Annotated in this window: 25 protein-coding genes and 3 tRNA genes; 6 read left to right on the top strand and 22 right to left on the bottom strand. The window is 70.0% G+C overall.

What is annotated here, in order from left to right; translation table 11 throughout:
- Nucleotides 1-35: 35 nt before the first annotated feature.
- The 10 genes from rpoB to C1703_RS23685 all read right to left on the bottom strand — a co-directional run bounded on the left by rpoB (nt 36) and on the right by C1703_RS23685 (nt 10137).
- Entirely contained in the window at nt 36-3521 is a 3486-nt protein-coding gene (rpoB, locus tag C1703_RS23735; protein ID WP_114254773.1) for a DNA-directed RNA polymerase subunit beta, read from the bottom strand.
- Between the two features lie 574 nt (nt 3522-4095).
- Nucleotides 4096-4485: a 50S ribosomal protein L7/L12 gene (gene rplL / locus C1703_RS23725; RefSeq protein WP_114254772.1), complete on the bottom strand. Its 390-nt coding sequence runs from the start codon at nt 4483-4485 to the stop codon at nt 4096-4098.
- A 114-nt stretch (nt 4486-4599) separates the two neighbouring features.
- The gene (rplJ, locus tag C1703_RS23720; RefSeq protein ID WP_114254771.1) at nt 4600-5130 is read right to left on the bottom strand and encodes a 50S ribosomal protein L10; all 531 of its coding nucleotides are present in this window, start codon (nt 5128-5130) and stop codon (nt 4600-4602) included.
- 312 nt (nt 5131-5442) lie between these two features.
- On the bottom strand, nt 5443-6273 hold the full coding sequence (locus C1703_RS23715) for a DUF1396 domain-containing protein (protein WP_114254770.1): 831 nt from the start codon (nt 6271-6273) through the stop codon (nt 5443-5445).
- A gap of 93 nt (nt 6274-6366) precedes the next feature.
- Nucleotides 6367-7224: a hypothetical protein gene (locus tag C1703_RS23710; RefSeq protein WP_114254769.1), complete on the bottom strand. Its 858-nt coding sequence runs from the start codon at nt 7222-7224 to the stop codon at nt 6367-6369.
- 126 nt (nt 7225-7350) lie between these two features.
- On the bottom strand, nt 7351-8076 hold the full coding sequence (gene rplA / locus C1703_RS23705) for a 50S ribosomal protein L1 (RefSeq protein WP_114254768.1): 726 nt from the start codon (nt 8074-8076) through the stop codon (nt 7351-7353).
- Nucleotides 8077-8153: 77 nt separating this feature from the next.
- A complete protein-coding gene (rplK, locus tag C1703_RS23700) occupies nt 8154-8588 on the bottom strand; it encodes a 50S ribosomal protein L11 (protein WP_003992325.1) in 435 nt (144 codons plus the stop codon).
- Between the two features lie 169 nt (nt 8589-8757).
- The gene (gene nusG / locus C1703_RS23695; RefSeq protein ID WP_114254767.1) at nt 8758-9591 is read right to left on the bottom strand and encodes a transcription termination/antitermination protein NusG; all 834 of its coding nucleotides are present in this window, start codon (nt 9589-9591) and stop codon (nt 8758-8760) included.
- A gap of 80 nt (nt 9592-9671) precedes the next feature.
- Entirely contained in the window at nt 9672-9956 is a 285-nt protein-coding gene (secE, locus tag C1703_RS23690) for a preprotein translocase subunit SecE (RefSeq protein WP_114254766.1), read from the bottom strand.
- 108 nt (nt 9957-10064) lie between these two features.
- A tRNA-Trp gene (locus C1703_RS23685) sits at nt 10065-10137 on the bottom strand.
- A 306-nt stretch (nt 10138-10443) separates the two neighbouring features.
- On the opposite strand from C1703_RS23685, the gene C1703_RS23680 reads away from it, so the two are divergent.
- Nucleotides 10444-11670 carry a pyridoxal phosphate-dependent aminotransferase gene (locus C1703_RS23680; RefSeq protein WP_114254765.1) on the top strand — a complete coding sequence of 409 codons (1227 nt, stop codon included), beginning with the start codon at nt 10444-10446 and terminating at the stop codon, nt 11668-11670.
- Nucleotides 11671-11801: 131 nt separating this feature from the next.
- The gene (locus C1703_RS23675; RefSeq protein ID WP_114254764.1) at nt 11802-12833 is read left to right on the top strand and encodes an adenosine deaminase; all 1032 of its coding nucleotides are present in this window, start codon (nt 11802-11804) and stop codon (nt 12831-12833) included.
- Between the two features lie 369 nt (nt 12834-13202).
- Here C1703_RS23675 and C1703_RS23670 read toward each other — a convergent pair whose 3' ends face one another.
- The 8 genes from C1703_RS23670 to C1703_RS23635 all read right to left on the bottom strand — a co-directional run bounded on the left by C1703_RS23670 (nt 13203) and on the right by C1703_RS23635 (nt 18039).
- Nucleotides 13203-14258 carry a UDP-N-acetylmuramate dehydrogenase gene (locus tag C1703_RS23670; RefSeq protein WP_114254763.1) on the bottom strand — a complete coding sequence of 352 codons (1056 nt, stop codon included), beginning with the start codon at nt 14256-14258 and terminating at the stop codon, nt 13203-13205.
- Between the two features lie 132 nt (nt 14259-14390).
- A complete protein-coding gene (locus C1703_RS23665; protein WP_114254762.1) occupies nt 14391-15827 on the bottom strand; it encodes an MFS transporter in 1437 nt (478 codons plus the stop codon).
- Between the two features lie 100 nt (nt 15828-15927).
- Nucleotides 15928-16494 (bottom strand): TetR/AcrR family transcriptional regulator, encoded by a 567-nt coding sequence (locus tag C1703_RS23660; protein ID WP_198678255.1) that lies wholly within the window; start codon nt 16492-16494, stop codon nt 15928-15930.
- Between the two features lie 112 nt (nt 16495-16606).
- Entirely contained in the window at nt 16607-17035 is a 429-nt protein-coding gene (locus C1703_RS23655) for a MaoC family dehydratase (protein WP_114254760.1), read from the bottom strand.
- A gap of 8 nt (nt 17036-17043) precedes the next feature.
- Nucleotides 17044-17496, bottom strand: coding sequence for a MaoC family dehydratase N-terminal domain-containing protein (locus C1703_RS23650; protein WP_010036815.1), 453 nt, complete (start codon nt 17494-17496; stop codon nt 17044-17046).
- 100 nt (nt 17497-17596) lie between these two features.
- Nucleotides 17597-17761: a 50S ribosomal protein L33 gene (gene rpmG, locus C1703_RS23645; protein ID WP_003948671.1), complete on the bottom strand. Its 165-nt coding sequence runs from the start codon at nt 17759-17761 to the stop codon at nt 17597-17599.
- 87 nt (nt 17762-17848) lie between these two features.
- A tRNA-Met gene (locus C1703_RS23640) sits at nt 17849-17921 on the bottom strand.
- 45 nt (nt 17922-17966) lie between these two features.
- A tRNA-Thr gene (locus tag C1703_RS23635) sits at nt 17967-18039 on the bottom strand.
- 238 nt (nt 18040-18277) lie between these two features.
- Between C1703_RS23635 and C1703_RS23630 the strand changes: the two genes are divergently transcribed.
- Nucleotides 18278-19537 (top strand): amidohydrolase family protein, encoded by a 1260-nt coding sequence (locus tag C1703_RS23630; RefSeq protein ID WP_114254759.1) that lies wholly within the window; start codon nt 18278-18280, stop codon nt 19535-19537.
- 66 nt (nt 19538-19603) lie between these two features.
- Nucleotides 19604-20260: an NAD(P)H-binding protein gene (locus C1703_RS23625; protein ID WP_114254758.1), complete on the top strand. Its 657-nt coding sequence runs from the start codon at nt 19604-19606 to the stop codon at nt 20258-20260.
- A 97-nt stretch (nt 20261-20357) separates the two neighbouring features.
- On the opposite strand, the gene C1703_RS23620 is transcribed toward C1703_RS23625, so the two are convergent.
- Nucleotides 20358-20570 carry a hypothetical protein gene (locus C1703_RS23620; RefSeq protein WP_114257554.1) on the bottom strand — a complete coding sequence of 71 codons (213 nt, stop codon included), beginning with the start codon at nt 20568-20570 and terminating at the stop codon, nt 20358-20360.
- Nucleotides 20571-21156: 586 nt separating this feature from the next.
- Between C1703_RS23620 and C1703_RS23610 the strand changes: the two genes are divergently transcribed.
- Nucleotides 21157-22110, top strand: coding sequence for a hypothetical protein (locus tag C1703_RS23610; RefSeq protein ID WP_198678254.1), 954 nt, complete (start codon nt 21157-21159; stop codon nt 22108-22110).
- A 7-nt stretch (nt 22111-22117) separates the two neighbouring features.
- Here C1703_RS23610 and C1703_RS23605 read toward each other — a convergent pair whose 3' ends face one another.
- The gene (locus C1703_RS23605; protein WP_157993156.1) at nt 22118-22720 is read right to left on the bottom strand and encodes a CAP domain-containing protein; all 603 of its coding nucleotides are present in this window, start codon (nt 22718-22720) and stop codon (nt 22118-22120) included.
- Between the two features lie 171 nt (nt 22721-22891).
- Between C1703_RS23605 and C1703_RS23600 the strand changes: the two genes are divergently transcribed.
- Nucleotides 22892-23137, top strand: a complete 246-nt coding sequence (locus C1703_RS23600; protein ID WP_114254755.1) for a hypothetical protein — start codon at nt 22892-22894, stop codon at nt 23135-23137.
- 114 nt (nt 23138-23251) lie between these two features.
- Here the strand turns inward: C1703_RS23600 and C1703_RS39835 are convergent, their stop codons facing one another.
- The gene (locus tag C1703_RS39835) at nt 23252-24013 is read right to left on the bottom strand and encodes an ABC transporter permease (protein WP_114254754.1); all 762 of its coding nucleotides are present in this window, start codon (nt 24011-24013) and stop codon (nt 23252-23254) included.
- Nucleotides 24010-24894: an ABC transporter ATP-binding protein gene (locus C1703_RS39830; protein WP_232840570.1), complete on the bottom strand. Its 885-nt coding sequence runs from the start codon at nt 24892-24894 to the stop codon at nt 24010-24012. The genes C1703_RS39835 and C1703_RS39830 overlap by 4 nt, the downstream gene beginning before the upstream one ends.
- Nucleotides 24895-24993 lie beyond the last annotated feature (99 nt).

Raw genomic sequence — 24993 nt, 5'->3', positions numbered from 1 at the left:
GGACCTTGGGTTTCCCAAGGTCCGCCGAACTCCCGTCAGACCTCTTCGACGCTGCTCGGCTCGCGCCGGGACAGGTCGATGCCGAGCTCCTCCGCAGCGCGGAAGACGTCCTCGTCGGTGTCACGCATCTCGATGGACATACCGTCGCTGGACAGCACCTCCACGTTCAGGCAGAGAGACTGCATCTCCTTGATGAGCACCTTGAAGGACTCGGGGATGCCGGGCTCGGGGATGTTCTCGCCCTTGACGATGGCCTCGTAGACCTTCACGCGGCCGGTGACGTCGTCGGACTTGATGGTCAGCAGCTCCTGGAGGGCGTAAGCGGCGCCGTACGCCTCCAGCGCCCACACCTCCATCTCACCGAAGCGCTGGCCACCGAACTGGGCCTTACCACCCAGCGGCTGCTGGGTGATCATGGAGTACGGGCCGGTCGAGCGGGCGTGCAGCTTGTCGTCGACCAGGTGGTGCAGCTTGAGGATGTACATGTACCCGACCGAGATCGGGTCCGGGAACGGCTCACCGGAGCGGCCGTCGAACAGCCGGGCCTTGCCGGACGGGAGCACCATGCGCTCGCCGTCGCGGTTCGGGATGGTGTGGTTCAGCAGACCGGCCAGCTCGTCCTCGCGGGCACCGTCGAAGACCGGCGTCGCGACGTTGGTCCGCGGCGGGACCTGGTCGGCGTCGATCGCCTGCAGGCGCTGCGCCCAGTCGTCCGCCAGACCGGAGACGTCCCAGCCCTGGCTGGCGAGCCAGCCGAGGTGGATCTCCAGCACCTGTCCCGGGTTCATTCGGGACGGCACACCCAGCGGGTTGAGGATGATGTCGACCGGGGTGCCGTCCTCCAGGAACGGCATGTCCTCGATCGGCAGGATCTTCGAGATGACGCCCTTGTTGCCGTGGCGGCCGGCAAGCTTGTCACCGTCGGTGATCTTGCGCTTCTGCGCGACGTAGACGCGCACCAGCTGGTTCACACCGGGGGGAAGCTCGTCGCCCTCCTCGCGGTCGAAGACGCGGACGCCGATGACCTTGCCGGTCTCGCCGTGCGGCACCTTCAGCGAGGTGTCACGGACCTCACGGGCCTTCTCACCGAAGATCGCGCGCAGCAGGCGCTCCTCGGGGGTCAGCTCGGTCTCACCCTTGGGGGTCACCTTGCCGACGAGGATGTCACCGGCGATGACCTCGGCACCGATGCGGATGATGCCGCGCTCGTCGAGGTCGGCGAGGACCTCCTCGGAGACGTTCGGGATGTCCCGGGTGATCTCCTCGGGGCCGAGCTTGGTGTCACGGGCGTCGACCTCGTGCTCCTCGATGTGGATCGAGGAGAGGACGTCGTCCTGCACGAGGCGCTGCGACAGGATGATCGCGTCCTCGTAGTTGTGACCCTCCCACGGCATGAACGCCACGAGCAGGTTCTTGCCCAGCGCCATCTCGCCGTTCTGGGTGGCCGGACCGTCGGCCAGGACCTGGCCCTCGATGATCCGGTCGCCCTCGTTGACGATGACCTTCTGGTTGACCGAGGTGCCCTGGTTGGAGCGGGCGAACTTGGCCAGGCGGTACGTGATGTACGTGCCGTCGTCGTTGGCGGTGGTGATGTAGTCCGCGGAGACCTCCTGGACCACACCGGGCTTCTCGGCCTTGACCACGTCGCCGGCGTCGACCGCGGAGCGGTACTCCATGCCGGTGCCGACGAGCGGGGACTCGGACTTAATCAGCGGCACGGCCTGACGCATCATGTTCGCGCCCATGAGGGCACGGTTGGCGTCGTCGTGCTCCAGGAAGGGGATCATGGCGGTCGCGACCGACACCATCTGGCGCGGCGAGACGTCCATGTAGTCCACGTCCTCGGGGCCGACGTAGTCGACCTCGCCGCCCTTGCGGCGGACCAGCACGCGGGCCTCGGCGAAGCGGAGGTCGTCCGTCAGCGGCGCGTTGGCCTGCGCGATGACGAAGCGGTCCTCCTCGTCGGCCGTGAGGTAGTCGACCTGGTCGGTGACCTGGCCCTCGAACACCTTGCGGTACGGGGTCTCGACGAAACCGAACGCGTTCACGCGGCCGTAGGTGGCGAGCGAGCCGATCAGACCGATGTTCGGGCCTTCAGGGGTCTCGATCGGGCACATGCGGCCGTAGTGCGAGGGGTGCACGTCACGGACCTCGAAGCCGGCCCGCTCACGGGACAGACCACCCGGGCCGAGCGCGGACAGACGCCGCTTGTGCGTCAGACCCGACAGCGGGTTGTTCTGGTCCATGAACTGGGACAGCTGGCTGGTGCCGAAGAACTCCTTGATGGAGGCGACGACCGGCCGGATGTTGATCAGGGTCTGCGGCGTGATCGCCTCGACGTCCTGGGTCGTCATCCGCTCGCGGACGACACGCTCCATACGCGCCAGACCCGTACGGACCTGGTTCTGGATGAGCTCGCCGACGCTGCGCAGACGGCGGTTGCCGAAGTGGTCGATGTCGTCGGTCTCGACGACGACGGAGGTGCCGTTGTCACCGACCGTCTCGGTCTCGCCGGCGTGCAGCTTCACCAGGTACTTGATCGTCGCGATGATGTCCTCGACGGTCAGGATCCCGGCGTCCAGCGGGGTGTCCGTGCCCAGCTTCTTGTTGACCTTGTAGCGGCCGACCTTGGCCAGGTCGTAGCGCTTGGGGTTGAAGTACAGGTTCTCGAGCAGCGTCTGCGCGGCCTCACGCGTGGGGGGCTCGCCCGGACGCAGCTTGCGGTAGATGTCGAGCAGCGCGTCGTCCTGGCCCTGGGTGTGGTCCTTCTCCAGGGTGGCGCGCATGGACTCGTACTCGCCGAACTCCTCGAGGATCTGCTCGGTGGTCCAGCCGAGCGCCTTGAGCAGGACGGTGACGGACTGCTTGCGCTTGCGGTCGATGCGCACACCGACCATGTCGCGCTTGTCGATCTCCATCTCCAGCCAGGCACCCCGGGACGGGATGATCTTGGCGGAGAAGATGTCCTTGTCGGACGTCTTGTCGATGGAGGAGTCGAAGTAGACACCGGGGGAACGGACCAGCTGCGACACCACGACACGCTCGGTGCCGTTGATGACGAAGGTGCCCTTGTTCGTCATGAGCGGGAAGTCGCCCATGAAGACCGTCTGGGACTTGATCTCGCCGGTCTCGTTGTTGGTGAACTCGGCCGTGACGAAGAGCGGGGCCGCGTACGTGAAGTCGCGCTCCTTGCACTCGTCGATCGAGTTCTTCGGCGGCTCGAAGCGGTGGTCCCGGAACGTCAGGGACATCGACCCGCTGAAGTCCTCGATCGGGGAGATCTCCTCGAAGATCTCCTCGAGCCCGGACTTGGTGGGGACGTCCTGACCGTTCTCCAGAGCCTCCTCGACCCGACTCTGCCAGGCCGTGTTGCCGAGCAGCCAGTCGAAGCTCTCGGTCTGCAGCGCGAGCAGGTTGGGAACCTCGAGAGGCTCCTTGATCTTTGCAAAAGAGATGCGCAGCGGGGCGGTGCTGGCGCCGTTGTTCGTATTCGCGGTCGAGGCGTTGCGCGAGGCGGCCAAGAGGGGGTCCTTCCGAGGGCTCGGACTCACTACGCGCGTACCGGCCCCTCTCCCGTACACGGAGACAAGCTGTGCCGACAGGGCCGAAAGGCCTGGTCAGACGTGGTCTTGTCTCGATGCTCGGGCGAGGGCAGACCCCTGGTGACGGGCAGGGGACAGCTAACAGGCAGCGCAAAGGGTCAGTGTAGCCACTCGGCACACTGATGTCCAGTGCGGGTTCTGGAACCCGTGTTCACCCTCGTTGTTCCACTCCTGCGACAAGGCCCTGCCCTCAACGCACGTTGATACTGCCCTCTTCGTCGCCGATCCATGCCTCGGATTCGGATCCTTGTGACGACGCGTCCTGAGAATTGCGCGCTGCGTGCGGTTCGTCAAGGCCCCCCTGCCCGAACCGGGGCCGTCCCAGAGACACGACGAAGATCACCATACCCCCCGCCACAGAGGGTGCAAGGCAACCGTGGCCGGACCCCTGAAACGCCGAGGAGCGACCACCCGGATGGATGATCGCTCCTCGGCGCTTACGCGTTACACGTCCTGGTGGACGTGTCGTGGATCCTGGCGGATCCGGGAGGTCTTACTTGACCTCGACGGAGGCACCGGCGCCCTCGAGGGCCTCCTTGGCCTTGTCGGCGGCCTCCTTGTTGACCTTCTCCAGAACCGGCTTCGGCGCACCGTCGACCAGGTCCTTGGCCTCCTTCAGGCCCAGGGAGGTGAGCTCACGCACGACCTTGATGACCTGGATCTTCTTGTCGCCGGCGCCGGCGAGGATGACGTCGAACTCGTCCTTCTCCTCAGCGGCCTCGGCGCCACCGGCGGCGGCACCGCCACCGGCCACGACGACCGGGGCGGCCGCGGCGGCGGTGACGTCGAACTTCTCCTCGAACGCCTTCACGAACTCGGAGAGCTCGATGAGGGTCATCTCCTCGAACTGCGCGAGCAGGTCTTCCTGGCTGAGCTTCGCCATGATGGCGGTCCTTCCACTAAATCGGCAGGTGCCGGATGTACATGTGAGGCGGGCGTACGTGTGGCCCGCTACGGTCGCCGCGTTCAGGCAGCGGCGGCCGGGATGCGAGCCGAGTTACTCGGCACCGCCCTGCTCGTCCTGCTTGGCACGGAGCGCGTCCACGGTGCGGACGAGCTTCGACGGCAGCGCCTGGAAGACAGAGGCAGCCTGCGACTGCTTGCCCTTCATGGCACCGGCCAGCTTGGAGAGCAGAACCTCGCGGGACTCGAGGTCCGCAAGCTTCTTGATCTCATCTGCGGACAACGCCTTGCCGTCAAGGACGCCGCCCTTGATGACCAGGTTGGGGTTGTCCTTGGCGAAGTCACGGAGACCCTTCGCCGCCTCGACCGGGTCACCGGTCACGAAGGCGACGGCCGACGAACCCGTGAAGAGGTCGTCGATCGCGGTGATCCCGGCCTCGTTGGCCGCAATCTTGGTCAGCGTGTTCTTCGCCACACGGTACTGAGCGTTCTCACCGAGTGAACGGCGCAGCTGCTGGAGCTGAGCCACGGTGAGACCGGTGTACGCGGTAACGACGGCGCCGTTGGAGTTGCGGAACTTGTCCCGCATCTCCTCGACGGCATCGACCTTGTCAGGCCTCGCCATGAGCCTCGGCCTCCTTCCGGGTGATTCGGACCGCGCGGACCCGAAGGAGGACTGGGGAAAACGAAACGCCCCGGCGCAAGCGCACGGGGCGTAGCTCGACCGGTTTCGCACACGCACGGGGGCGGCGGACTCCGGGAGCTTCTCCTGTGTCACCTGCGCGGGCCGTCCGCCGTTCAGCGGATCCTTCGGCCACCGCGCCCTCGTCCGAGCGCGCGGTAACGACCAGCGGTCTTTGGCTTCTGTAGGAGGGTACGGGAACGAATCGCTGTCAAGCAAATCCGCCCGTACGACCGACCAGCGGGAGCAGACGGATCAGCTCTCGTCGAGGCCCTTGAACAGGTCGGCGAGGTCGGCGACGTCCTTGGCGGGCGGGGCCTTGATCTCCACCGGCTTGTTGTAGTCGAGGAAGGTGATGGTCATGTCGAGCGGGCCCTTGTCGGTGTCGCCCTTGGTGCGGAACTGCTTGGTGTGGTCGTCACCGTCGATCCACATGTCCATCGTGAGCTTGTCGATGCCCATCTTCTCGTACTGCTTGATGCTCTTCTCGCGCCGCTCGCGGGTCTCCCCGTCGTCCTTCTTGAGGGAGGCGCGGAGGTCGGCGAGGGTGACCGTGCCCGTGTAGTGGGTCGTCTCGACGCCGTCGACCTTCTCGGAGCCGACCTTCTTCACGTCCTTGGCGCCCGTGAGGAACGTGGACTCAGCCGCCGGGTTCTGCTCGGCCTGGCTGGTGGAGCCCAGCTGGTCCAGCTCCTTGCCGGCGTCGGAGCCGGACAGGTCGAACTTCATCCAGGTCTTGCCGTCCATCTCCTTGGCCATCTCGGCTCCCCCACCGATGTACATGGCCTTGTCGACGAGACGGATCTCGGTCTCACCGGCGGTGGCCGCCTGGCCGGACGCCGAGACCTTCATGCTCATGGCGATCGTGGGCTTCAGGCGCATCGACGCCTCGCCCTTGACCTTGCCGGACTCCGGCGCCGTACCGCTCATGCGGTAGTGGAGGGACGTGATGTCCTCCGTGTTCTTCGCCGCCTTGGCGACGGCGGCGGCCGGCGTCATCTCCGGCGACTGCTCGGAGCCGCAGCCGACGACGCCGGCGGCGAGGACCAGGGCGCCCAGGCCGGCGACAGGTATGTGCTTCTTCATTGATTCCCCCCAAGGAATGCATGCTTGCTGCACAGCAAGGCCGTGAGCCTATCCCAGAGGGGCACAGGTGATCTATCCGCATTCTCCGGGAGGTCAGGGCGTACCGGTTCGCTTCCGCATGAGCTCCTCGAAGTCGCCGGTGTCGGACAGCGGGGGCCGCTCGGCCCGGACCCGCACGCCGTAGTCGGCGTAATAGGCGGTCTGGGTCATCAGGCCCGTCGTCGTCCGGGCCTTCTCCACCTTCTTGACGAGCAGCTTCCGCTTGTCGATCCAGATGTCGACGGTCTCGGTGGTGACGCCGGCCTCGGTGAGCTGCTTCCGCAGGGCGGTGTCGGTGACGTCCGCCGCCTCGACGGTGCCGGACCAGTGCGCGGCGGGCCGGCCGCGCACGGTCTCCTCGCCGACCTTCCGGACGTCCCCGGAGGCCAGCAGGAGTGTCACGGACTGGTTGGGCGTGCTGGTACGCATCCGGTCGCCGAGGTGGGCCCCGGAGCCACCGGTGAGGGCCTCCAGGTCGTCGTACGCGTACCGGATCCAGTTCTTGCCGCCGGTCTGCTCGGCGAACTTCTCGCCCATGCGCGCGTAGTAGGCGTCGGGCAGGTAGCGGGCCTCCATCGAGGTGCTGCCGAGCCGGCGCATGGTGTCGGCGATGGTGCCGCCGGTGTACGTGATGGTCAGGGTGCCGGTGATGCCGTCGGTCCAGCCGAGGGTGCCGTCGGCGGTCATGGACATCAGCGAGCCCATGGTCGTCGTGGACTCGACCCGGGCTGATCCGGCCCGCTCGGTGGCCTGCTCGGCGGAGCGCAGGGCGGCCCGGTGACTGCCGCTCAGGGCGCGGTCGTCCGCGCGGGGGCGGTCCCCGGGGTCCGGGGAGGTGCAGGCGGCCGGTCCCGCGAGCGCGGTCACCAGCGCGAGCACCAGACCCGCTCGGCGCACGGTCGTGCCCTGCATACGTCCCCCGTTCCCATCCGGTTCCCGCACGTTAACCCAGGCAGCGGACGCGCGTACCGGAAAAGGGGACGGGCCCCGCACCTGTGAGAGGTGCGGGGCCCGTGACCGGTTGGGTGAGCCTGAGGCTCAGACCGCGGCCGGGTCCTCCTCGACGAGGAGGTTGCGGGTGCGGTTCGGGTCGACCGGAATGCCGGGGCCCATCGTGGTGGTGATGGCGGCCTTCTTGATGTAGCGACCCTTGGCGGCGGACGGCTTCAGACGGAGGATCTCCTCCAGCGCGGCGCCGTAGTTCTCCACCAGCTTGGTGTCGTCGAAGGACACCTTGCCGATGATGAAGTGCAGGTTCGCGTGCTTGTCGACACGGAACTCGATCTTGCCGCCCTTGATCTCGGTGACGGCCTTGGCGACGTCGGGGGTGACGGTGCCGGTCTTCGGGTTCGGCATCAGACCACGCGGACCGAGCACGCGGCCGAGGCGGCCGACCTTGCCCATGAGGTCCGGGGTGGCGACGACGGCGTCGAAGTCCAGGCGGCCCTTCGACACCTCGTCGATCAGCTCGTCGGCGCCGACGATGTCGGCGCCCGCGGCACGCGCGGCCTCGGCACGGTCGCCGGTCGCGAAGACCAGGACCCGGGCGGTCTTACCGGTGCCGTGCGGGAGGTTCACGGTGCCACGGACCATCTGGTCGGCCTTGCGCGGGTCGACACCCAGGCGGAAGGCGACCTCGACGGTGCCGTCGAACTTGGTCGTGGAGGTGTCCTTGGCGAGACGGACGGCCTCGAGCGGGGCGTAGAGCTTCTCCCGGTCGACCTTGGCGTCCGCAGCGCGAAGGGACTTGCTGCGCTTGCTCACTACTGCTCCTGTGGATTCTTAGGAGTCGTGGTCCGGGCCGAGCAGGCCCTGCCACTTCTGCTGGTGGAGGTTGGGGCTCAGCCCTCGACCGTGACGCCCATGGAACGGGCGGTGCCGGCGATGATCTTCTCGGCGGCGTCCAGGTCGTTGGCGTTGAGGTCGGGCATCTTCGTGGTGGCGATCTCACGGACCTGGTCACGCGTGATCTTCGCGACCTTGGTCTTGTGCGGCTCGCCGGAGCCCTTCTCGATGCCCGCGGCCTTCAGGATCATCTTGGCGGCCGGCGGGGTCTTGGTGATGAAGGTGAAGGAGCGGTCCTCGTAGACCGTGATCTCCACCGGGATGACCCAGCCACGCTGCGACTCGGTCGCGGCGTTGTAGGCCTTGCAGAACTCCATGATGTTGACGCCGTGCTGACCCAGCGCGGGGCCGACCGGCGGGGCCGGGTTGGCGGCACCGGCCTGGATCTGGAGCTTGATGAGCCCCGTGACCTTCTTCTTCTTGGGAGGCATAGCTCTCCGGGTCCTTTCGATTCGGGTCCTGCCCACGCCCGGGGACCACCCGGATGCAGGCATACCGCACAACGATAACGGGTATAGATGCGCGGCCAAAAACCGAGCAGGTCAGACAAGCGCCGGAGCGTTCGCCTGACCTGCGCGGAAGCTGTGAGTCCGGAAGAACCTAGTTCTTCTGGATCTGGTCGAAGGAGAGCTCGACCGGCGTCTCGCGGCCGAAGATCTCGACGAGGCCCTTGACCTTCTTCGAGTCGGGGTTGATCTCGTTGATGGTCGCCTGCAGCGTGGCGAACGGGCCGTCGGTGACGGTGACCGAGTCGCCGACCTCGAAGTCCAGCACCTGGACCTCGACCTTGCGCTGCGGAGCCGGCTTGCCCTCGGCCTCGGCGGCCTCGCGGGCGGCCTTCTCCTCGGCCTCCGGGGCGAGCATCTTGACGATCTCGTCCAGGGTCAGCGGGTACGGGTCGTAGGCGTTGCCCACGAAGCCGGTCACGCCGGGGGTGTTGCGGACGACGCCCCAGGACTCGTTCGTCAGGTCCATGCGGACCAGGACGTAGCCCGGGAGCTTGTTCTGCTTGATCGTCTTGCGGTCGCCGTTCTTGATCTGGACGACCTCTTCCTGCGGCACCTCGGCCTGGAAGATGTAGTCCTCGACGTTCAGCGAGACGGCGCGCTGCTCCAGGTTGGTCTTCACGCGGTTCTCGTAGCCGGCGTAGGTGTGGATCACGTACCACTCGCCGGGCAGGACGCGCAGTTCCTCGCGGAGCTTCTCGATCGGGTCGCGGTCGTCCTCGGGCTCTTCCTCGGCCTCGGCCGCGACGTCTGCGTCGGTCTCGGCCTCGGTCTCCGCCTCGGCGGCGTCGTCGTCCGCGACGGCGTCGGCAGCCTCGACCTCGGCGGAGGTCTCGGTGTCCTCGCTGTCCGCGCCCTCGACGGTGTCGAGCTCGTCCTCGACGGACTCGACAGGCTCGATGGCGTCGTTCACGTTCGGGTCAGACACGGTGGCTGCTTCTTCCTGGATACATAGGGGTGGAACATGCGAAAGGAGCGCCGGGTACCTCGGCGCTCTTCGCTGGCGACTCAGCCGAACACGTACTTGGCGGCGTTGCTGAGCCCATAGTCAATCACGGTGACCAGGCCGATCATGATGACGACGAAGATGATCACCACGGTCGTGTACGTCGAGAGCTGGTTGCGGGTCGGCCAGACGACCTTGCGCAGCTCGGCGACGATCTGGCGGTAGAAGAGGGCAAGCCGCTTCAGCGGGCCCTTCTTGCCGCGCTTGCCGCCCTTGCGGGTCTTCTTGGACTCCGGCGCCTCGTCCTGGGCATCAGGCATGTCGATGGAGCCCACGGCGTCCGTCACTCGTCCTCACCTGATTCCGGGTCGTGGCCGTGCCGCGCCCGGTCTGAGCCGCACGGCGGTGCATTGCTGTACGTACATGCGCACACATCCTGGCGAAGGTGTGTGTAGCAGGGCCGGAGGGACTTGAACCCCCAACCGCTGGTTTTGGAGACCAGTGCTCTACCAATTGAGCTACGACCCTTTGTGTGTCCCCCAACGTACCGCATCCGTCCGGATGCTTGGTGTGCACCGAACGGGCGCGGCCTGCGGGAGGCCAACGAGGTGAGAGTGTACGTGGTCTGCGGCCGGTCGTCGAACAGATAGGACCGCGGGAAGGGCACGTTGGCGGAAGACCGCCTGCCGGGAGGGCGTCGTGACCCGGGATATCGACTGAAGATCGACCTGGCGGCGCGGGGGATCCGGACTGTTGTTCAGGGGTTTGCCCGGCGTTGTTCAGTCTGTGAAACCCCCGTGCCGCCCGCGTTTCCTGTCTGAAACGATGGGGCCCATGAGCGCTGCAACCCCTCCCACCGAGCGCCGGGTCTCCGCCCGAGTCGGCGCGATCTCCGAGTCCGCCACCCTCGCCGTGGACGCCAAGGCCAAGGCCCTCAAGGCCGCCGGGCGGCCGGTGATCGGCTTCGGCGCCGGTGAGCCCGACTTCCCGACCCCGGAATACATCGTCGAGGCCGCGATCGAGGCCTGCAAGAACCCGAAGTTCCACCGCTACACGCCCGCGGGCGGTCTGCCCGAGCTGAAGGCCGCGATCGCCGCGAAGACGCTGCGCGACTCGGGCTACGAGGTCGACGCCTCGCAGATCCTCGTCACCAACGGTGGCAAGCAGGCCATCTACGAGGCCTTCGCCGCGATCCTCGACCCGGGCGACGAGGTCATCGTGCCCGCGCCGTACTGGACGACCTACCCGGAGTCGATCCGGCTGGCCGGGGGTGTCCCGGTGGAGGTCGTCGCGGACGAGACGACCGGCTACCGGGTGACCGTCGAGCAGCTGGAGGCGGCCCGTACGGAGAAGACGAAGGTCGTGCTCTTCGTCTCGCCGTCGAACCCGACCGGCGCGGTCTACAGCGAGCAGGAGACCGAGGCGATCGGCCACTGGGCCGTCGAGCACGGCCTGTGGGTGCTGACCGACGAGATCTACGAGCACCTGGTCTACGGCGGTGCCTCCGCGGTGTCGCTGCCGGCGGTGCTGCCCGAGCTGCGCGACAAGTGCATCGTGGTGAACGGTGTCGCGAAGACGTACGCGATGACCGGCTGGCGCGTGGGGTGGATCATCGGCCCCAAGGACGTCGTCAAGGCGGCGACGAACCTCCAGTCGCACGCCACGTCCAACGTCTCCAACGTCGCCCAGGCCGCGGCGCTGGCCGCGGTCTCCGGTGACCTGGACGCCGTCGCGAAGATGCGTGAGGCCTTCGACCGGCGCCGCAAGACGATCGTGCGGATGCTGAACGAGATCGACGGCGTGGTCTGCCCGGAGCCGGAGGGCGCGTTCTACGCGTACCCGTCGGTGAAGGCGCTGATCGGCAAGGAGATCCGGGGCAAGCGGCCCAAGGACACGGTCGAGCTGGCCGCGCTGATCCTGGAGGAGGCCGAGGTCGCGGTGGTGCCGGGTGAGGCGTTCGGTACGCCGGGGTACCTGCGGCTGTCGTACGCGCTGGGCGACGAGGACCTCGTCGAGGGCGTGAGCCGGATCCAGAAGCTGCTGGCGGAGGCGCGGGACTGACGTCCGCTTCGCCGGCTCTCGGGCCTGGGGCACATACCGGATTCGGTATGTGCCCCATTTGTTTGTGCGAGCAAGACCACGAAAGGGGAAACCGCTACCGGGACGGCTGAGGCGTACGGCAGGATCCTGGGATGGAGCGTGTACGTGATGTCTCTGAGCTGCCGAAAGCCCATCTGCACCTGCACTTCACCGGATCGATGCGGCCCTCGACGGTGCTGGAACTGGCCGACAAGTACGGCGTCCGGCTGCCTGATGCGCTGAGCGAGGCGCTGACCAGCGGGGAGCCGCCGAGTCTGCGGGCGACGGACGAGCGGGGCTGGTTCCGCTTTCAGCGGCTGTACGACGCGGCGCGCTCGTGCCTGCGGGAGCCGGAGGACATCCAGCGGCTGGTGCGGGAGGCCGCGGAGGAGGATCTGCGGGATGGGTCGGGGTGGCTGGAGATCCAGGTCGACCCGACGTCGTACGCGCCGCGGCTGGGGGGTCTGATCCCGGCGCTGGAGGTCATCCTGGACGCGGTGGAGACGACGTCGCGGGAGACCGGGCTCGGGATGCGGGTCCTGGTCGCGGCGAACCGGATGAAGCATCCGCTGGACGCGCGGACGCTGGCGCGGCTGGCGGTGCGGTACGCGGACCGGGGCGTCGTCGGCTTCGGCCTGTCGAACGACGAGCGGCGGGGCATGGCGCGGGACTTCGACCGGGCGTTCGGGATCGCGCGCGAGGCCGGGCTGCTGTCGGCGCCGCACGGAGGTGAGCTGGCGGGGCCGTCGTCGGTGCGGGACTGTCTGGACGACCTGGGTGCGAACCGGGTGGGGCACGGGGTGCGGGCGGCGGAGGATCCGCGGTTGCTGAAGCGGCTGGCGGACCGGCACGTGACGTGCGAGGTGTGTCCGGCGTCGAACGTGGCGCTGGGGGTGTACGAGAAGCCGGAGGACGTGCCGCTGCGGACGCTGTTCGAGGCGGGGGTGCCGTTGGCGCTGGGCGCGGACGATCCGTTGCTGTTCGGGTCGCGGCTGGCGGCGCAGTACGAGATCGCGCGGGTTCATCACGGCTTCACGGACGCGGAGCTGGCGGAGCTGGCCCGGCAGTCGGTGCGGGGGTCGGCGGCGCCGGAGGGGGTGAAGGCGGAGCTGCTGGCGGGGGTGGATGACTGGCTGGTGTCGTAGTGCTGCGGCGGCCTGTGGCTGCTTGGCGGGGGTGCGCGTCTTCGCCTTCCCGCCGGATGGTGGATCGGGGTCGCGCCGGGGGGGGTGTCCGTCCTCGGAACGGCGCGATCGACTTGCGTGCCGACTGACTCCCCGTTGACGCGCCAACCGCTGCGGGCGGACACCCCCCGACACGTCCCCTTGCGCACGACGGCGGCTGCGGGCGCGTCGTGGCTGCCGCTGGTCCGGCTTAGCCGCGGGCAATCGTGCCGCTGGGGCGGCACGGGTGGGCGATGGGGGTCCCCCTGCTCGAGCGAAGCCGAGAGCTTGGGGGAGGCACCCCGCTCCGCCGGGTTGCGGACCCCCCGCCCCAGCACCGACGCCGGGCACCTACAGGCTGACCCCGACCGTCACCGGCTCGTTCACCAGCGTGATCCCGAACGCCTCTCGGACCCCGGCCACGACCTCACGCGCCAGGGCGAGGAGATCCTCCGTCGTCGCGGCACCCCGGTTCGTCAGCGCCAGCGTGTGCTTCGTGGAGATCCGGGCCGGACCGTCGCCGTAGCCCTTCTCGAAGCCGGCCTTGTCGATCAGCCAGGCCGCGGAGGTCTTGGTCCGGCCCTCGCCCGCCGGGTAGGCAGGCGGTTCCACCCCGTCGCCGAGCCGGTCGTGCACGCGGGCGCGGAACGTCTCGAAGTCCGCGTCCGTGAGGATCGGGTTGGTGAAGAACGACCCGGCCGACCAGGTGTCGTGGTCCTCGGGGTCCAGGACCATGCCCTTGCCGGCGCGCAGCTTGAGCACCGTGTCACGGGCCGACGTGAGCGGGACGCGGTCGCCGGCCTCCACGCCGAGGGCCCTGGCCGTCTCGGCGTACCTGAGGGGGGCGGAGAGGCCGTCGGCGTCCTCCAGGGCGAAGCGGACGCGCAGGACCACGTACCGCTCTGGGTCGGACTTGAAGCGGCTGTGGCGGTAGGCGAAGGCGCAGTCCTCGTTGGCCAGGGTGACCGTCTCGCCGGTGCGGCGGTCGTACGCGACGACCTCGGTGATCGTGGAGGAGACCTCCTGGCCGTACGCCCCGACGTTCTGGATGGGGGTCGCGCCCGCCGAGCCGGGGATGCCGGCCAGGCACTCGATGCCGGCCAGGCCCGCCTCGACCGTGCGGGCGACGGCGTCGGTCCACACCTCTCCGGCCGCGAGCTCCAGCTTCGTGCCGTCGAGGGAGAAGCCCTTGGTGGCGATGACGAGGGCCGTGCCGTCGAAGCCCTTGTCGCCGATGACCAGGTTCGAGCCGCCGCCGATGAGCAGCAGCGGGGTGCCCGTCTCGTCGGCTTCGCGGACGACGGCGATCACCTCGTCGTCCGTCGTCGCGGTGATCAGCCGGGTGGCGGGGCCGCCCAGCCGGAAGGTGGTCAGCGGGGCGAGGGGGGCGTCGTGGAGTTCCTGCACGGGCTCAAGAGTACGAGACGGCACTGACGGCGCCGGGCACGCGTGCGTGCGGCCCTGCTCGCGGGGAGCGGGGCCGCACGCGCGCGTGGTGGCTTCCAGGACAGGCGGCGGAGCCTCGTTGCCGTCTTTCGGTCAGCGGGAGGCCGTCTCCAGTACCGGTGCCGGTTTCACCGGGCCCTGTGGGTGTTCCGTGCGGCGGCGGGTCGGGATCAGCAGGGCCGCGAGGCCCGCGAGGGCGACCACCGCGGAGCCCGTCACCAGGGCGGGTCGCATGCCGTCGACGAAGGTCTGGCCGGTCTCGTAGCCGCCCTGGGCCGCGAAGATCGACGCCATGACGGCGATGCCGAGCGCTCCCCCGACCTCGCGCAGGGCGTTGTTGGCCCCGGAGGCGATGCCCTGCTCGTGGGGCCGGACGCTGGACATCACCAGGTGCGAGGCGGGCGCGAAGAACAGGGCCATGCCGATACCGCTGACGATCAGGGCGGGCAGCTGCGCGGCGTAGGAGGCGTCCGCCGTGGCCACGACCGCCATGTAGCCGAGGCCCAGGGCCTGGAGGAAGAGGCCCGTCGCGACGACCGGGCGGCCGCCGACGCGGTCGGCCAGGAGGCCGGCGATCGGGGCGACGAGCATCGGCATGCCGGTCCAGGGCAGCATCCTGAGACCCGCCTCGGTGGGCGAGTAGCCGAGGACGCCCTGCATGTACTGGCTGAGCAGGAAGATCGAGCCGAACATGCCGAGGAACATCAGCAGGCTCGCCGCGTTGATGCCGGAGAAGGCCCGGGAGCGGAACAGCCGCATGGGGAGCATGGGGTTCTCGGCGCGGGTGCTGTAGAGGACGAAGCCGGCGAGCAGCGCGGAGCCCGCGAACAGGCCCGTCAGGACCAGGCCGCCGGTCCAGCCGTCGGCGGGGCCGCGGACCAGGCCGTAGACGATGCCGAACAGTCCGCCGCTGGCGAGGAGGGTGCCGGGGATGTCGAGCGGGGCGCCGGTGCCGTGGGACTCGGCGAGGCGGAGGCGGGCCAGGGGCAGCAGGGCCAGACCGAGCGGGACGTTCAGCCAGAAGATCCACTGCCAGGAGATGTGTTCGGTGAGGGTGCCGCCGACCAGCGGTCCGGAGGCGACGGCGAGTCCGTTGACGGCTCCCCAGATGCCGTACGCCATGCCCCGCTTGGCGGCGGGTACGGCCGCGGTCAGCAGGGTGAGCGTCAGCGGCATCATCACCGCGGCTCCGGCGCCCTGGACCGCGCGGGCGGCGATGAGGGAGTCGATGCCGGGCGCCAGCGCCGCCGCGGCCGACGCCCCGGTGAAGACGGCGAGTCCGGCCATGAAGAGCCGGCGGCGGCCGAAGCGGTCGCCGAGGGCCGCGCCGAACATCAGCAGCACGGCGAAGGTGAGCGTGTAGGCGCTGACGGTCCATTCCAGGTCGTGCAGGCCTCCGCCGAGGTCCTCGCGGATGGAGGGCAGGGCGGTGGTGACGACGAGGTTGTCCAGGGCCGCCATGAATCCGGCGACGCTGGTGATGACGAGGGCCCAGGCGGCTCCCCCGCGGCGTGCGGTCTGCTGTGACATCGCTCCCCCAGGAGTGTGTGGTGTCTCTGCGATGATCGATTAGTTATTGATTACTAACTTTCGCGGACATCGAAAGGCGCAGCGCAGACGCCTTCACAGGTCAGTGCTGCAGCCCCTTGGCGCGCGCCGAGGGGTACATGCCCTCCCAGACGCGGTGCTCGGGCGGGAATCCCATGGCGACCAGGCAGTTGATGAGCATCCCGTACGCCATGAACTGCGTCGTCTCGGCGGCGTCGGCCCCGAGCGGCAGATGGACCGTGTCCCACAGCCGCATCCAGCCGGCCCGTACCGATTCGCCGAACTCGTGGTCGCCCTCTTCCTCGGCGGCCTTCACGGCGACGTACATCTGCATCTGCATCAGGAGCCGCTCGGGCCGCTCCTCGATGACCTTGGTGTAGGCGTTCCCCATGGCATGCAGGGCCTCTTCGCCTTCGAGACCCTCGGCAGCCTCCGCGAAAGTGCGGACGGTGTCCTCGATGCAGCGCTCGACCGCCGCCAGGAAGATCGCCTTCTTGCCGGGGAAGAGCCGGAACAGGTACGGCTGCGAGACCCCGACGCGCCGGGCGATCGTCTCGGTCGACGTGCCGTGGTAGCCGCCGCGGGCGAACTCGGTCGTCGCGGCCCGGATGACGCTCTCGCGTCGCTCCTCCGCACTCATCCTGGGCATGCAAGTAAGTTAGTACTCAATCACTAACTACGTCAAGCGGGTGCCGTCGGATGCCATGAACAAAGGGCGCCCTCCCCCGGGAGGACGCCCCTGGTCCTTGTCTCTCGCCGGCTCAGGCCAGCCGTACGACCGCCCGCGACATGCCCAGCACCTTCTGCCCGGCACTGGTCGCCGTGAGGTCCACGCGGACCGTGTTGTCGTCGAGCTTGGCCGCGACCTTGCCGCTGACCTCGATCTCGGCGCCCTTGTCGTCGTTGGGCACGACGACCGGCTTGGTGAAACGGACGCCGTACTCGACGACCGCGCCCGGGTCGCCGGCCCAGTCGGTCACCACGCGGATCGCCTCGGCCATGGTGAACATGCCGTGCGCGATGACGTCCGGCAGGCCGACCTCCTTGGCGAACTTCTCGTTCCAGTGGATCGGGTTGAAGTCGCCGGAGGCGCCCGCGTACTGGACGAGGGTCGCGCGGGTCACGGGGAAGGTCTGCGCGGGCAGTTCGGTGCCGACCTCGACGTCGGAGTAGGAGATCTTCGCCGTCATGGGATCGCTCACGCCTCCTCGGCCGCGCGGGCCACGAGCTTGGTCCAGGCGGTCACGACGTGCTCGCCGGCCTCGTCGTGGACCTCGCCGCGGATGTCCAGGATGTCGTTGCCCGCGAGGGACTTGATCGCCTCGATGGTCGAGGTGACCGTGAGCCGGTCGCCGGCGCGGACGGGGCGGCGGTAGGCGAACTTCTGGTCGCCGTGCACCACCCGGCTGTAGTCCAGGCCGAGCTGGGGGTCCTGGACGACCTGGCCGGCCGCCTTGAAGGTGATCGAGAACACGAAGGTCGGCGGGGCGATGACGTCCGGGTGACCGAGCGCCTTGGCGGCCTCCGCGTCCGTGTACGCCGGGTTGGCGTCCCCGACCGCCTCGGCGAACTCACGGATCTTCTCCCGGCCCACCTCGTACGGCTCGGTGGGCGGGTACGTCCGCCCCACGAAGGACTGGTCGAGCGCCATGGCCCGGCACCTCCTGGTTGCGCTACTGAACGGTACGGGTCATTCAACGACGCGAGGCCGCCCCCGATCACTCGGGAGCGGCCTCGCGTACGAGCCTGTTTTATCGCGTTTCGCGGTGCGCGGTGTGCGCGTTGCAACGCGGGCAGTGCTTCTTCATCTCAAGACGGTCCGGGTTGTTACGCCGGTTCTTCTTGGTGATGTAGTTCCGCTCCTTGCACTCCACGCAGGCCAGCGTGATCTTCGGGCGGACGTCGGTGGCAGCCACGTGAGTGCTCCTAAGACGAACGGATGGACATTTAACGCAAGAAGAGTAGCCGATCGAAGGACCGACCCCGCAATCGGCTACTGAGAGTAGCGGTGACCGGACTTGAACCGGTGACACAGCGATTATGAGCCGCTTGCTCTACCGACTGAGCTACACCGCTTTGATGTGGTCGGTCCCGCCTCGCGACGGGAGCCGTTCACACCAGAGCCCCAAAACGGAATCGAACCGTTGACCTTCTCCTTACCATGGAGACGCTCTGCCGACTGAGCTATTGGGGCGAGCGATGAAGACATTACACGCTCCGCCGCCGTTCGCCCAAATCCGTTTCGAGGCCCCCGCCCCGCGCGCCCGGACCGTCCTCCCAGGCGTCCCGTGCGTGCCTCCCGCTCCGCACGGCGGACCACGCCGGTACGACTATTGCGCTCCTCCCCGCGACGGGCGGGAGGCCGTCCTAGGCTCGACTCACTCTGAGTGATCATGCGTCCTCGCGTGCGCAGCCCGAGCCCCTGGAGCGCGATGCCCGACAGCCAGCCGCAGCCACCACCGCCCCCGTCGTCCTCACCGGGTCCGGCCGACGCGTCCTCGCTGCTGCTGTGCGGGGCGCGGCTCACCGACGGCAGGACGGTGGACGTACGGCTGGGCGGTGGGCGCATCGAGGCCGTCGGCACGGCCGGCAGCCTGGCGGCGGGCGGCGCGCGCGCGTGCGGGGCGCGCGTGGACCTCAGCGGCTACCTGCTGCTGCCGGCCCCGGCCGAGCCGCACGCGCACGCCGACACGGCCCTGTCGGCCGACGCCGACGGACCGGTCTCGTACGAACCCCAGGACGTCCAGCGCCGGGCGACCGAGGCCGCGCTGCTCCAGCTCGGGCACGGGGCGACGGCGGTGCGGGCGCACGTGCGCGTGGGGGACGTCCAGGGGCTGGGTGCGCTGGCGGCGGTGCTGCAGGCGCGGCGGGCGCTGCGGGGGCTCGCGGAGCTGACGACGGTGGCGGTGCCCCGGGTGCTGACCGGGGTGGCCGGGGCGGACGGGCTGGCGGTGCTGCGGGACGCCGTGAAGATGGGCGCCTCGGTGGTGGGCGGCCGGCCCGACCTCGACCCGGATCCGGCGGGGTACGTGGAGGCGGTGCTGGAGGTCGCCTCCGAGCACGGCTGCCCCGTCGACCTGCACACGGACGCGGGGGATCCGGCCCGGCTGGCCCGGCTCGCGGCGATGGCGGGCGGGCTGCGCCCCGGGGTGACGCTCAGCCCGTGCGGCGACCTCGGCAGGCTCCCGTCCGAGGTGGCCTCGCGGACGGCCGACCAGCTCGCGGCGGCCGGGGTGGCCGTGGTGTGCCTGCCGCAGGGCGGTTGCGGCGGTGTCGACCGGCGGGGGGCGGCTCCGGTGCGGCTGCTGCGCGCGGCCGGGGTGCGGGTGGCCGCCGGGAGCGGAGCGCTGCGGGACGTGTCCAACCCGGTGGGGCGCGGCGACCCGCTGGAAGCGGCGTTCCTGCTGGCCTCGCGCTACGGGCTGGCGCCCGAGGAGGCGTACGACGCGGTGAGCTCCTCGGCGCGGGCGGTGCTGGGGCTGCCCGAGGTGCGGGTGGAGGCGGGGTTCCCGGCCGAGCTGCTCGCGGTGCGCGGGGACCGGCTGGCGGGGGCGCTTTCGCTGGCCTACAGCAGAGTGGTCGTGCACCGGGGGCGCGTGGTGGCGCGGACCAGCGCGGTGCGGGAGTACTGCAGTTCGGCGGCCTCGGTGGAGCTGGGGCTGCCGCGGCAGGGGCGGGGCGAGGTGTCGTAGGGCCCGTGGCGGGGTGTGGCCCAAGTCGTGCGGCGGACGGGGCCGTCCGGGCGTACGGTCGAAGGCATGCGCATTGTCATCGCTGGTGGTCATGGTCAGATCGCGTTGCGGCTGGAGCGGTTGCTCGCCGCGCGCGGGGACGAGGTGGCGGGGATCATCCGCAAGGCCGAGCAGGCCGACGATCTGCGGCAGGCCGGTGCCGAACCGGTCGTGCTCGATCTGGAGTCGGCGTCCGTGGACGAGGTCGCGGAGCGGCTGCGGGGTGCCGACGCGGCGGTCTTCGCGGCGGGCGCGGGCCCGGGCAGCGGGGCGGCCCGCAAGGAGACGGTGGACAAGGCCGCGGCGGTCCTCTTCGCGGACGCGGCGGTGCGGGCGGGTGTGCGGCGCTTCCTGATCGTGTCGTCCATGGGCGCCGACCCGGAGCACGAGGGCGACGAGATCTTCGACGTGTACCTGCGCGCCAAGGGCGCGGCGGACGCGTATGTGCGCGGTCTGGACGCCCTGGACTGGACGATCCTGCGCCCCGGGCAGCTCACCGACGACGCCGGCACCGGCCTGGTCCGCCTGGAGGCGCACACGGGCCGCGGGCCGATCCCCCGCGAGGACGTGGCCGCCGTCCTGGCCGAGCTGGTGGACACCCCCGCGACGGCCGGGCTCACCCTGGAGCTGATCAGCGGGTCCGCGCCGGTGTCGGTGGCGGTGAAGTCGGTGGCGGGGAACTGAGGGGCGCCGCGTGCGGCAGCTCGAACTCGGCGGCGCGGCCGGGCCGTCCGGTACGGCGGTTGGCGGCGGGCTTCGGCTCCGGCGGCCGTCCGGACGTTCAGAACAGGGGCAGTTGGCCCGGGAACTCCGGTACCGCGTAACCGTCCAGGGACGGTTGCTCCGGGCCGGGGCGGGCCTGGCGGCGGGAGCCCGGGCACGAGGTGAGTTCGCCGTGCTCGCGGGCGCCGGGCGGGTCGTGGCGCGCGTACCGCCCGGCGACGACGGCGATCTCTCGGCGGCACTCGGGGCAGGCTCTGCGGCGGGAGGACATGGGGTCAGTGTGCCGCGCGGGCGGCCCTGGCATGCCTCTCCCCCGGCCCCTGAGGGGGATGCGGTTGCTCAAGTCGGTGGGCCTGGCGGGCCGGGTCGAGCTTGAGCTGCGCTCCGGCGCGCAGGCGCGGGGCATGGTGCGCGGCGGGGGCGCCCCGCTGGGCGACGCTCGGGTGAGGCTGCTGGACGCGGCGGGCAACGTCGTCGCCACGGCCCGGACCGGCCTCGACGGGGCGTACGCCTTCTCCGACCAGGGCACCGGCGCGTACACGTCATCGCGACCATCTCACCGCCCCGGCCGGCCGCGCGGAGCATGTCGAGCCGGGGCTCGGTCCACCGCCCGCGCAGGGGCACGCCGGGGCGCGCTCGGTCGCCTTTCCTATTGTCATCTCGGCCGTCTGTGTGTCTTTTTCCGGGGGCGGGTGTTCCCGCCGCTTCGCATACCCGGGTCCCAGATGATCGTTCCCATGGGATCTCGTATGTCCGAGGTGGAACTCCCGCCTCTTTTCTGCCCCCTGGAATCCGCCATTCACCCGCGTGTCCGAAAGGTCGAAAAACGCGCCGAGGAGTGGATCCGCAACAGCGGAATGTGCGCAACCGAAGAGGAAAAGGCCTGGGTCATCGCCACGCACAGCGCCGACTTCTACGCGCGGTTCGCCCCGGGCGCCGACGACGACCGGCTGCTGGCGACGGCCCTGTGGGTGTACTGGGGTTTCGGCTTCGACGACGCACGCTGCGACAGCGGGCCGCTCAGCACCCGCCCGGCGCAGTTCAACGAGCTGGCCTGCCGGGTGCAGCGGGCGTGCGAGAGCGAGACGGCGACCGGCGAGGACCGGTACATCGGCGCCCTGCAGGACATCCTGCGCCGCTTCCGGTCGCTCGCCACGCCCACGCAGGTGACCCGGTTCACGCACGCGCACCGCGCCTGGCTGTCGGGCGTGGCCTGGCAGGTCGGCAACCAGGCGCTGGGCCGGATGCCGGGTCTGGACGACTTCCTGACGATGCGGGCGCTGGCGGCGGGCGGATACCCGACCATGGCGATGCTGGAGATCGCCAACGGCGCCGAGGTGCCCGACCGTGACCTGTACCGGCCGGCGGTCCGCGCGCTGACGGAGATGGCCGTCATGGTGGCCTCGCTCGACAACGACCAGCACTCCCTGCGCAAGGAGCTGACCCGGGACCAGACCGACCAGAACATCTACGCGGTCCTGATGCGGGAGCGGGACCTCTCCCTGCAGCAGGCGGTGGAGGCGGCGACCGGGCTGCGGGACCGCATTTTGCTCCGGTTCCTGCACCTGCACGACCGCGTCCGCCCGACGGCCGGCCAGGAACTCGCCACCTATCTGCAGGGGCTGCGGTACGGCATCCGCGGCAACAACGAGTGGGGACAGCGCGTGCCCCGTTACCTCAGCCTCGGCCACTGGCCCGACGCGATGGAGGACGCCGCGCTGACCTGGGCCGAGGAGCCGTCCGACACCCGGCCGGGCCCGCTGGAGGGCGCCCCCGGCATCGCCTGGTGGTGGGACGAGGACCTGGCCTGAGCCTGCCTCAGTGGCCGGTGGCCAGGTCCAGGGTCCACCAGGGACCTCCGCCGCCGTCCGCGACACCGACCCCCGCGTGGGTGTAACGGCAGGTGAGGATGATGTCCCGGTGCGGGGCGCTGTCCATCCAGGTGCGGACGGCGGCCTGCGGCGTGGTGACGCCCGCGGCGATGGTCTCGGCGGTGTGGCGGGGGTGGTAGCCGGCGGCCCGCATCCGGGCGGCCGGGCCGCTGCCGTCGGCTCCGGTGTGGGTGAGGCGCTGCCTGCGGGCCATGTCGGCACTGTGCGCCTGCGCGGCGCGGTTGAGGGACGCCCGCAGCCGCACCGGCCCGCAGCCTGCCCGGGTCCGGTGCCGGTTGACGGCGGCGACGACCTGGGCGGCCGTGTCGTCGCGGGAGTACGCGGTGCCGTCACGGGGTTTCCGGGATGGCCCGGACCCGTCGGGTTCCCGGGACTCGTCGGACTCCCGGGACTCCCAAGACCCCTGGGGCTGTTGAAAAGGGCGGGGCGCGGGCCACAGGGGAGCCTCGTAGTGCGGCGGCGGAGTCGGTACGGGCGGCCCGGCCCAGGCGAGGAGAGCGCCTCCCAGGGCGAGAGCCGCCCTGCGCATCCCGGTCATCATTTCTCTCTTCTTGATATTTATTTCCGCTGTCGTGTCCAGCCGTTCCTTCGGGGGAAACCGGCATTTCCCGGCAGGTCCGGGCGCCCTGGATGGCTAGGCTGGATCCGCTCATCCATTCTTTCCCGCTCTTCCCTTTCCTTTCTCTCCCGGAGGTTTCTCATGTCGCTGCGGGTTCGCCGCATCGCTGTCATTTCGCTCGCCGCGCTGGCTCTCACCGCGGGCGGGACGGCGGCGGCCGCCGGCGCCTCGGCACAGCCGGCGGCCACCACCATCGGCAACCCCGGCCCGGACGGGTTCGGCGGCGGCCACGGCGGCCACCACGACCGGCCGCTGCACTTCGGGCCGTTCGAGTTCCCCCGCTACGGCTCCGTCTCCGGCGGCTTCTCCTGGGGTGTGCGGGACTAGCGGAGACCGATCGTGCTGAGGGCCGTCCCCGGGCGGCCCTCAGTCATACGCACGGGGCGGGCCCTCAGTCATGTGTGCGGGGCGGGCCCCTATTCATGTGCGCGGTCGGTCGGCTCAGCGCTTCAGCGTGGTCGCGCTGGCGACGAGGACCAGGACCACACAGCCCAGGATGAGCAGCGCGTCGCGGACGAACACCCCGGTGACGCCGGTGTGCGTGGCGGCCTCGCCGGCGGCCTGGACGGCGTACGTCATCGGCATGGCCTTGGCCACGGCCGACAGGGCGCCGTGCATCTCGTCACGCGGCACGAACAGCCCGCACACCAGGAACTGCGGCAGCACCCCGGCGGGCAGGAACTGCACCGCCTGGAACTCGTTGCGCGCGAAGGCGCTCACCAGCAGCCCCAGCGCCAGTCCCAGCAGGGCGCCGAGCATGGCGATGACCATCAGCAGATAGGCGGGGCCCTTGATGTCCAGGCCGAGCGGGCCGATGGACAGCAGCGTGGAGAGCACCGCCTGCAGCAGGGCCAGGAAGGCGAAGGCGAGGCTGTAGCCGAAGACGATGTCCAGTCGTCGTACAGGCATCGTCAGCAGCCGTTCGGCGGTGCCGGTGGTGCGTTCCCGCAGCGTGGACACGGACGCCACCAGGTACATCACGATGACCGGGAAGATGCCGAAGACCTGCGGCCCGACCCGCTCGAACGTGGCCTCCGAGTCGTGGAACATCAGCTTCAGCAGCACCATGAGCATGCACGGGATGCCCAGCAGCAGCGCGGTGCTGCCCTTGTCGCGGGAGACCTGCTGGAGCACCCGGACCGCGGTCGCGCCGGTGATCGTCGGCGAGAAAGGCAGCCGCTCGGCCAGTCCGAGGCCGCTCACCGCGCCGTGTCCGCGGCGAAGTAGGCCCGTTCCGCTTCGGGCGCGCCGCCCTGGTCGAGGAGGCCCGGCAGCGCGGGCAGCAGGCTCTGCGTCGCGGCCCGCCGCCGGGCGCGTTCCTCGGCCTCGGTCGCGGCCTGCACCAGGTGCATGAACGCCTCTTCCACGTCGTCGCAGCCGGTGTGCTCCAGCAGCGTCTCCCGGTCGGCACCGGCCAGCAGCCGGCCGGAGCGCATCAGCAGCAGCCGGTCGCAGCGGTCGGCCTCGTCCATGACATGGCTGGAGACCAGCAGCGTCGTGCCCTCCTCGGCCAGCCGCTGGAACACCAGCCACAGCTCCCGGCGCACCATCGGGTCCAGGCCGACGGTCGGCTCGTCCATCACGAGCAGGTCCGGCTTGTTCAGCAGCGCCACGGCCAGCGACACCCGCGAGTACTGGCCGCCCGACAGCCGTGCGACCAGCTTGTCCGCGTACGAGGCCAGGTCGACCTCCTTCACCACCCGGACCACCGCGTCCTCCCGGCGCCAGCCCCGCATGCCGAGGGCGGCGGCGAAGTAGCGCAGGTTCTCCAGCACCGTCAGGTCCGCGTAGACCGAGGGCGCCTGGGTGACGTAGCCGACGCGGGTGCGCAACTGCGGGGCGCCGGCCGCGTAGCCGAGGACCTGGACATGGCCCGCCGTGGTCTGCTGCACGCCGACCACGGACCGCAGCAGTGTCGTCTTCCCGCAGCCGCTCGGCCCGAGCAGGCCGACGATGCAGCCCCGGGGGACGGTGAAGCTGACGTCCTGCAGGACCGTGTGGCGGCCGCGGACCACCCGCAGTCCGTAGGCGGCCACGGCGGGAAGGTCCCCCGGCGGCGCTGTGCTCGTCTCGGTCTGCTGCACGGCTCCACTGTGTTTCGTCACGATCGGTTCCGCTCGGAGCGGCCACGGCGCGGCCGGGGCCGCGCCGGTGGGTTGTGGCCATCGGCCAGGACGCGGATC

It is taken from the genome of Streptomyces sp. Go-475 (assembly GCF_003330845.1).
Lineage (GTDB): Bacteria > Actinomycetota > Actinomycetes > Streptomycetales > Streptomycetaceae > Streptomyces.
The sequence above is the reverse complement of the archived record's forward strand: the minus strand, read 5'-3'. Positions and strand labels throughout refer to the sequence as shown.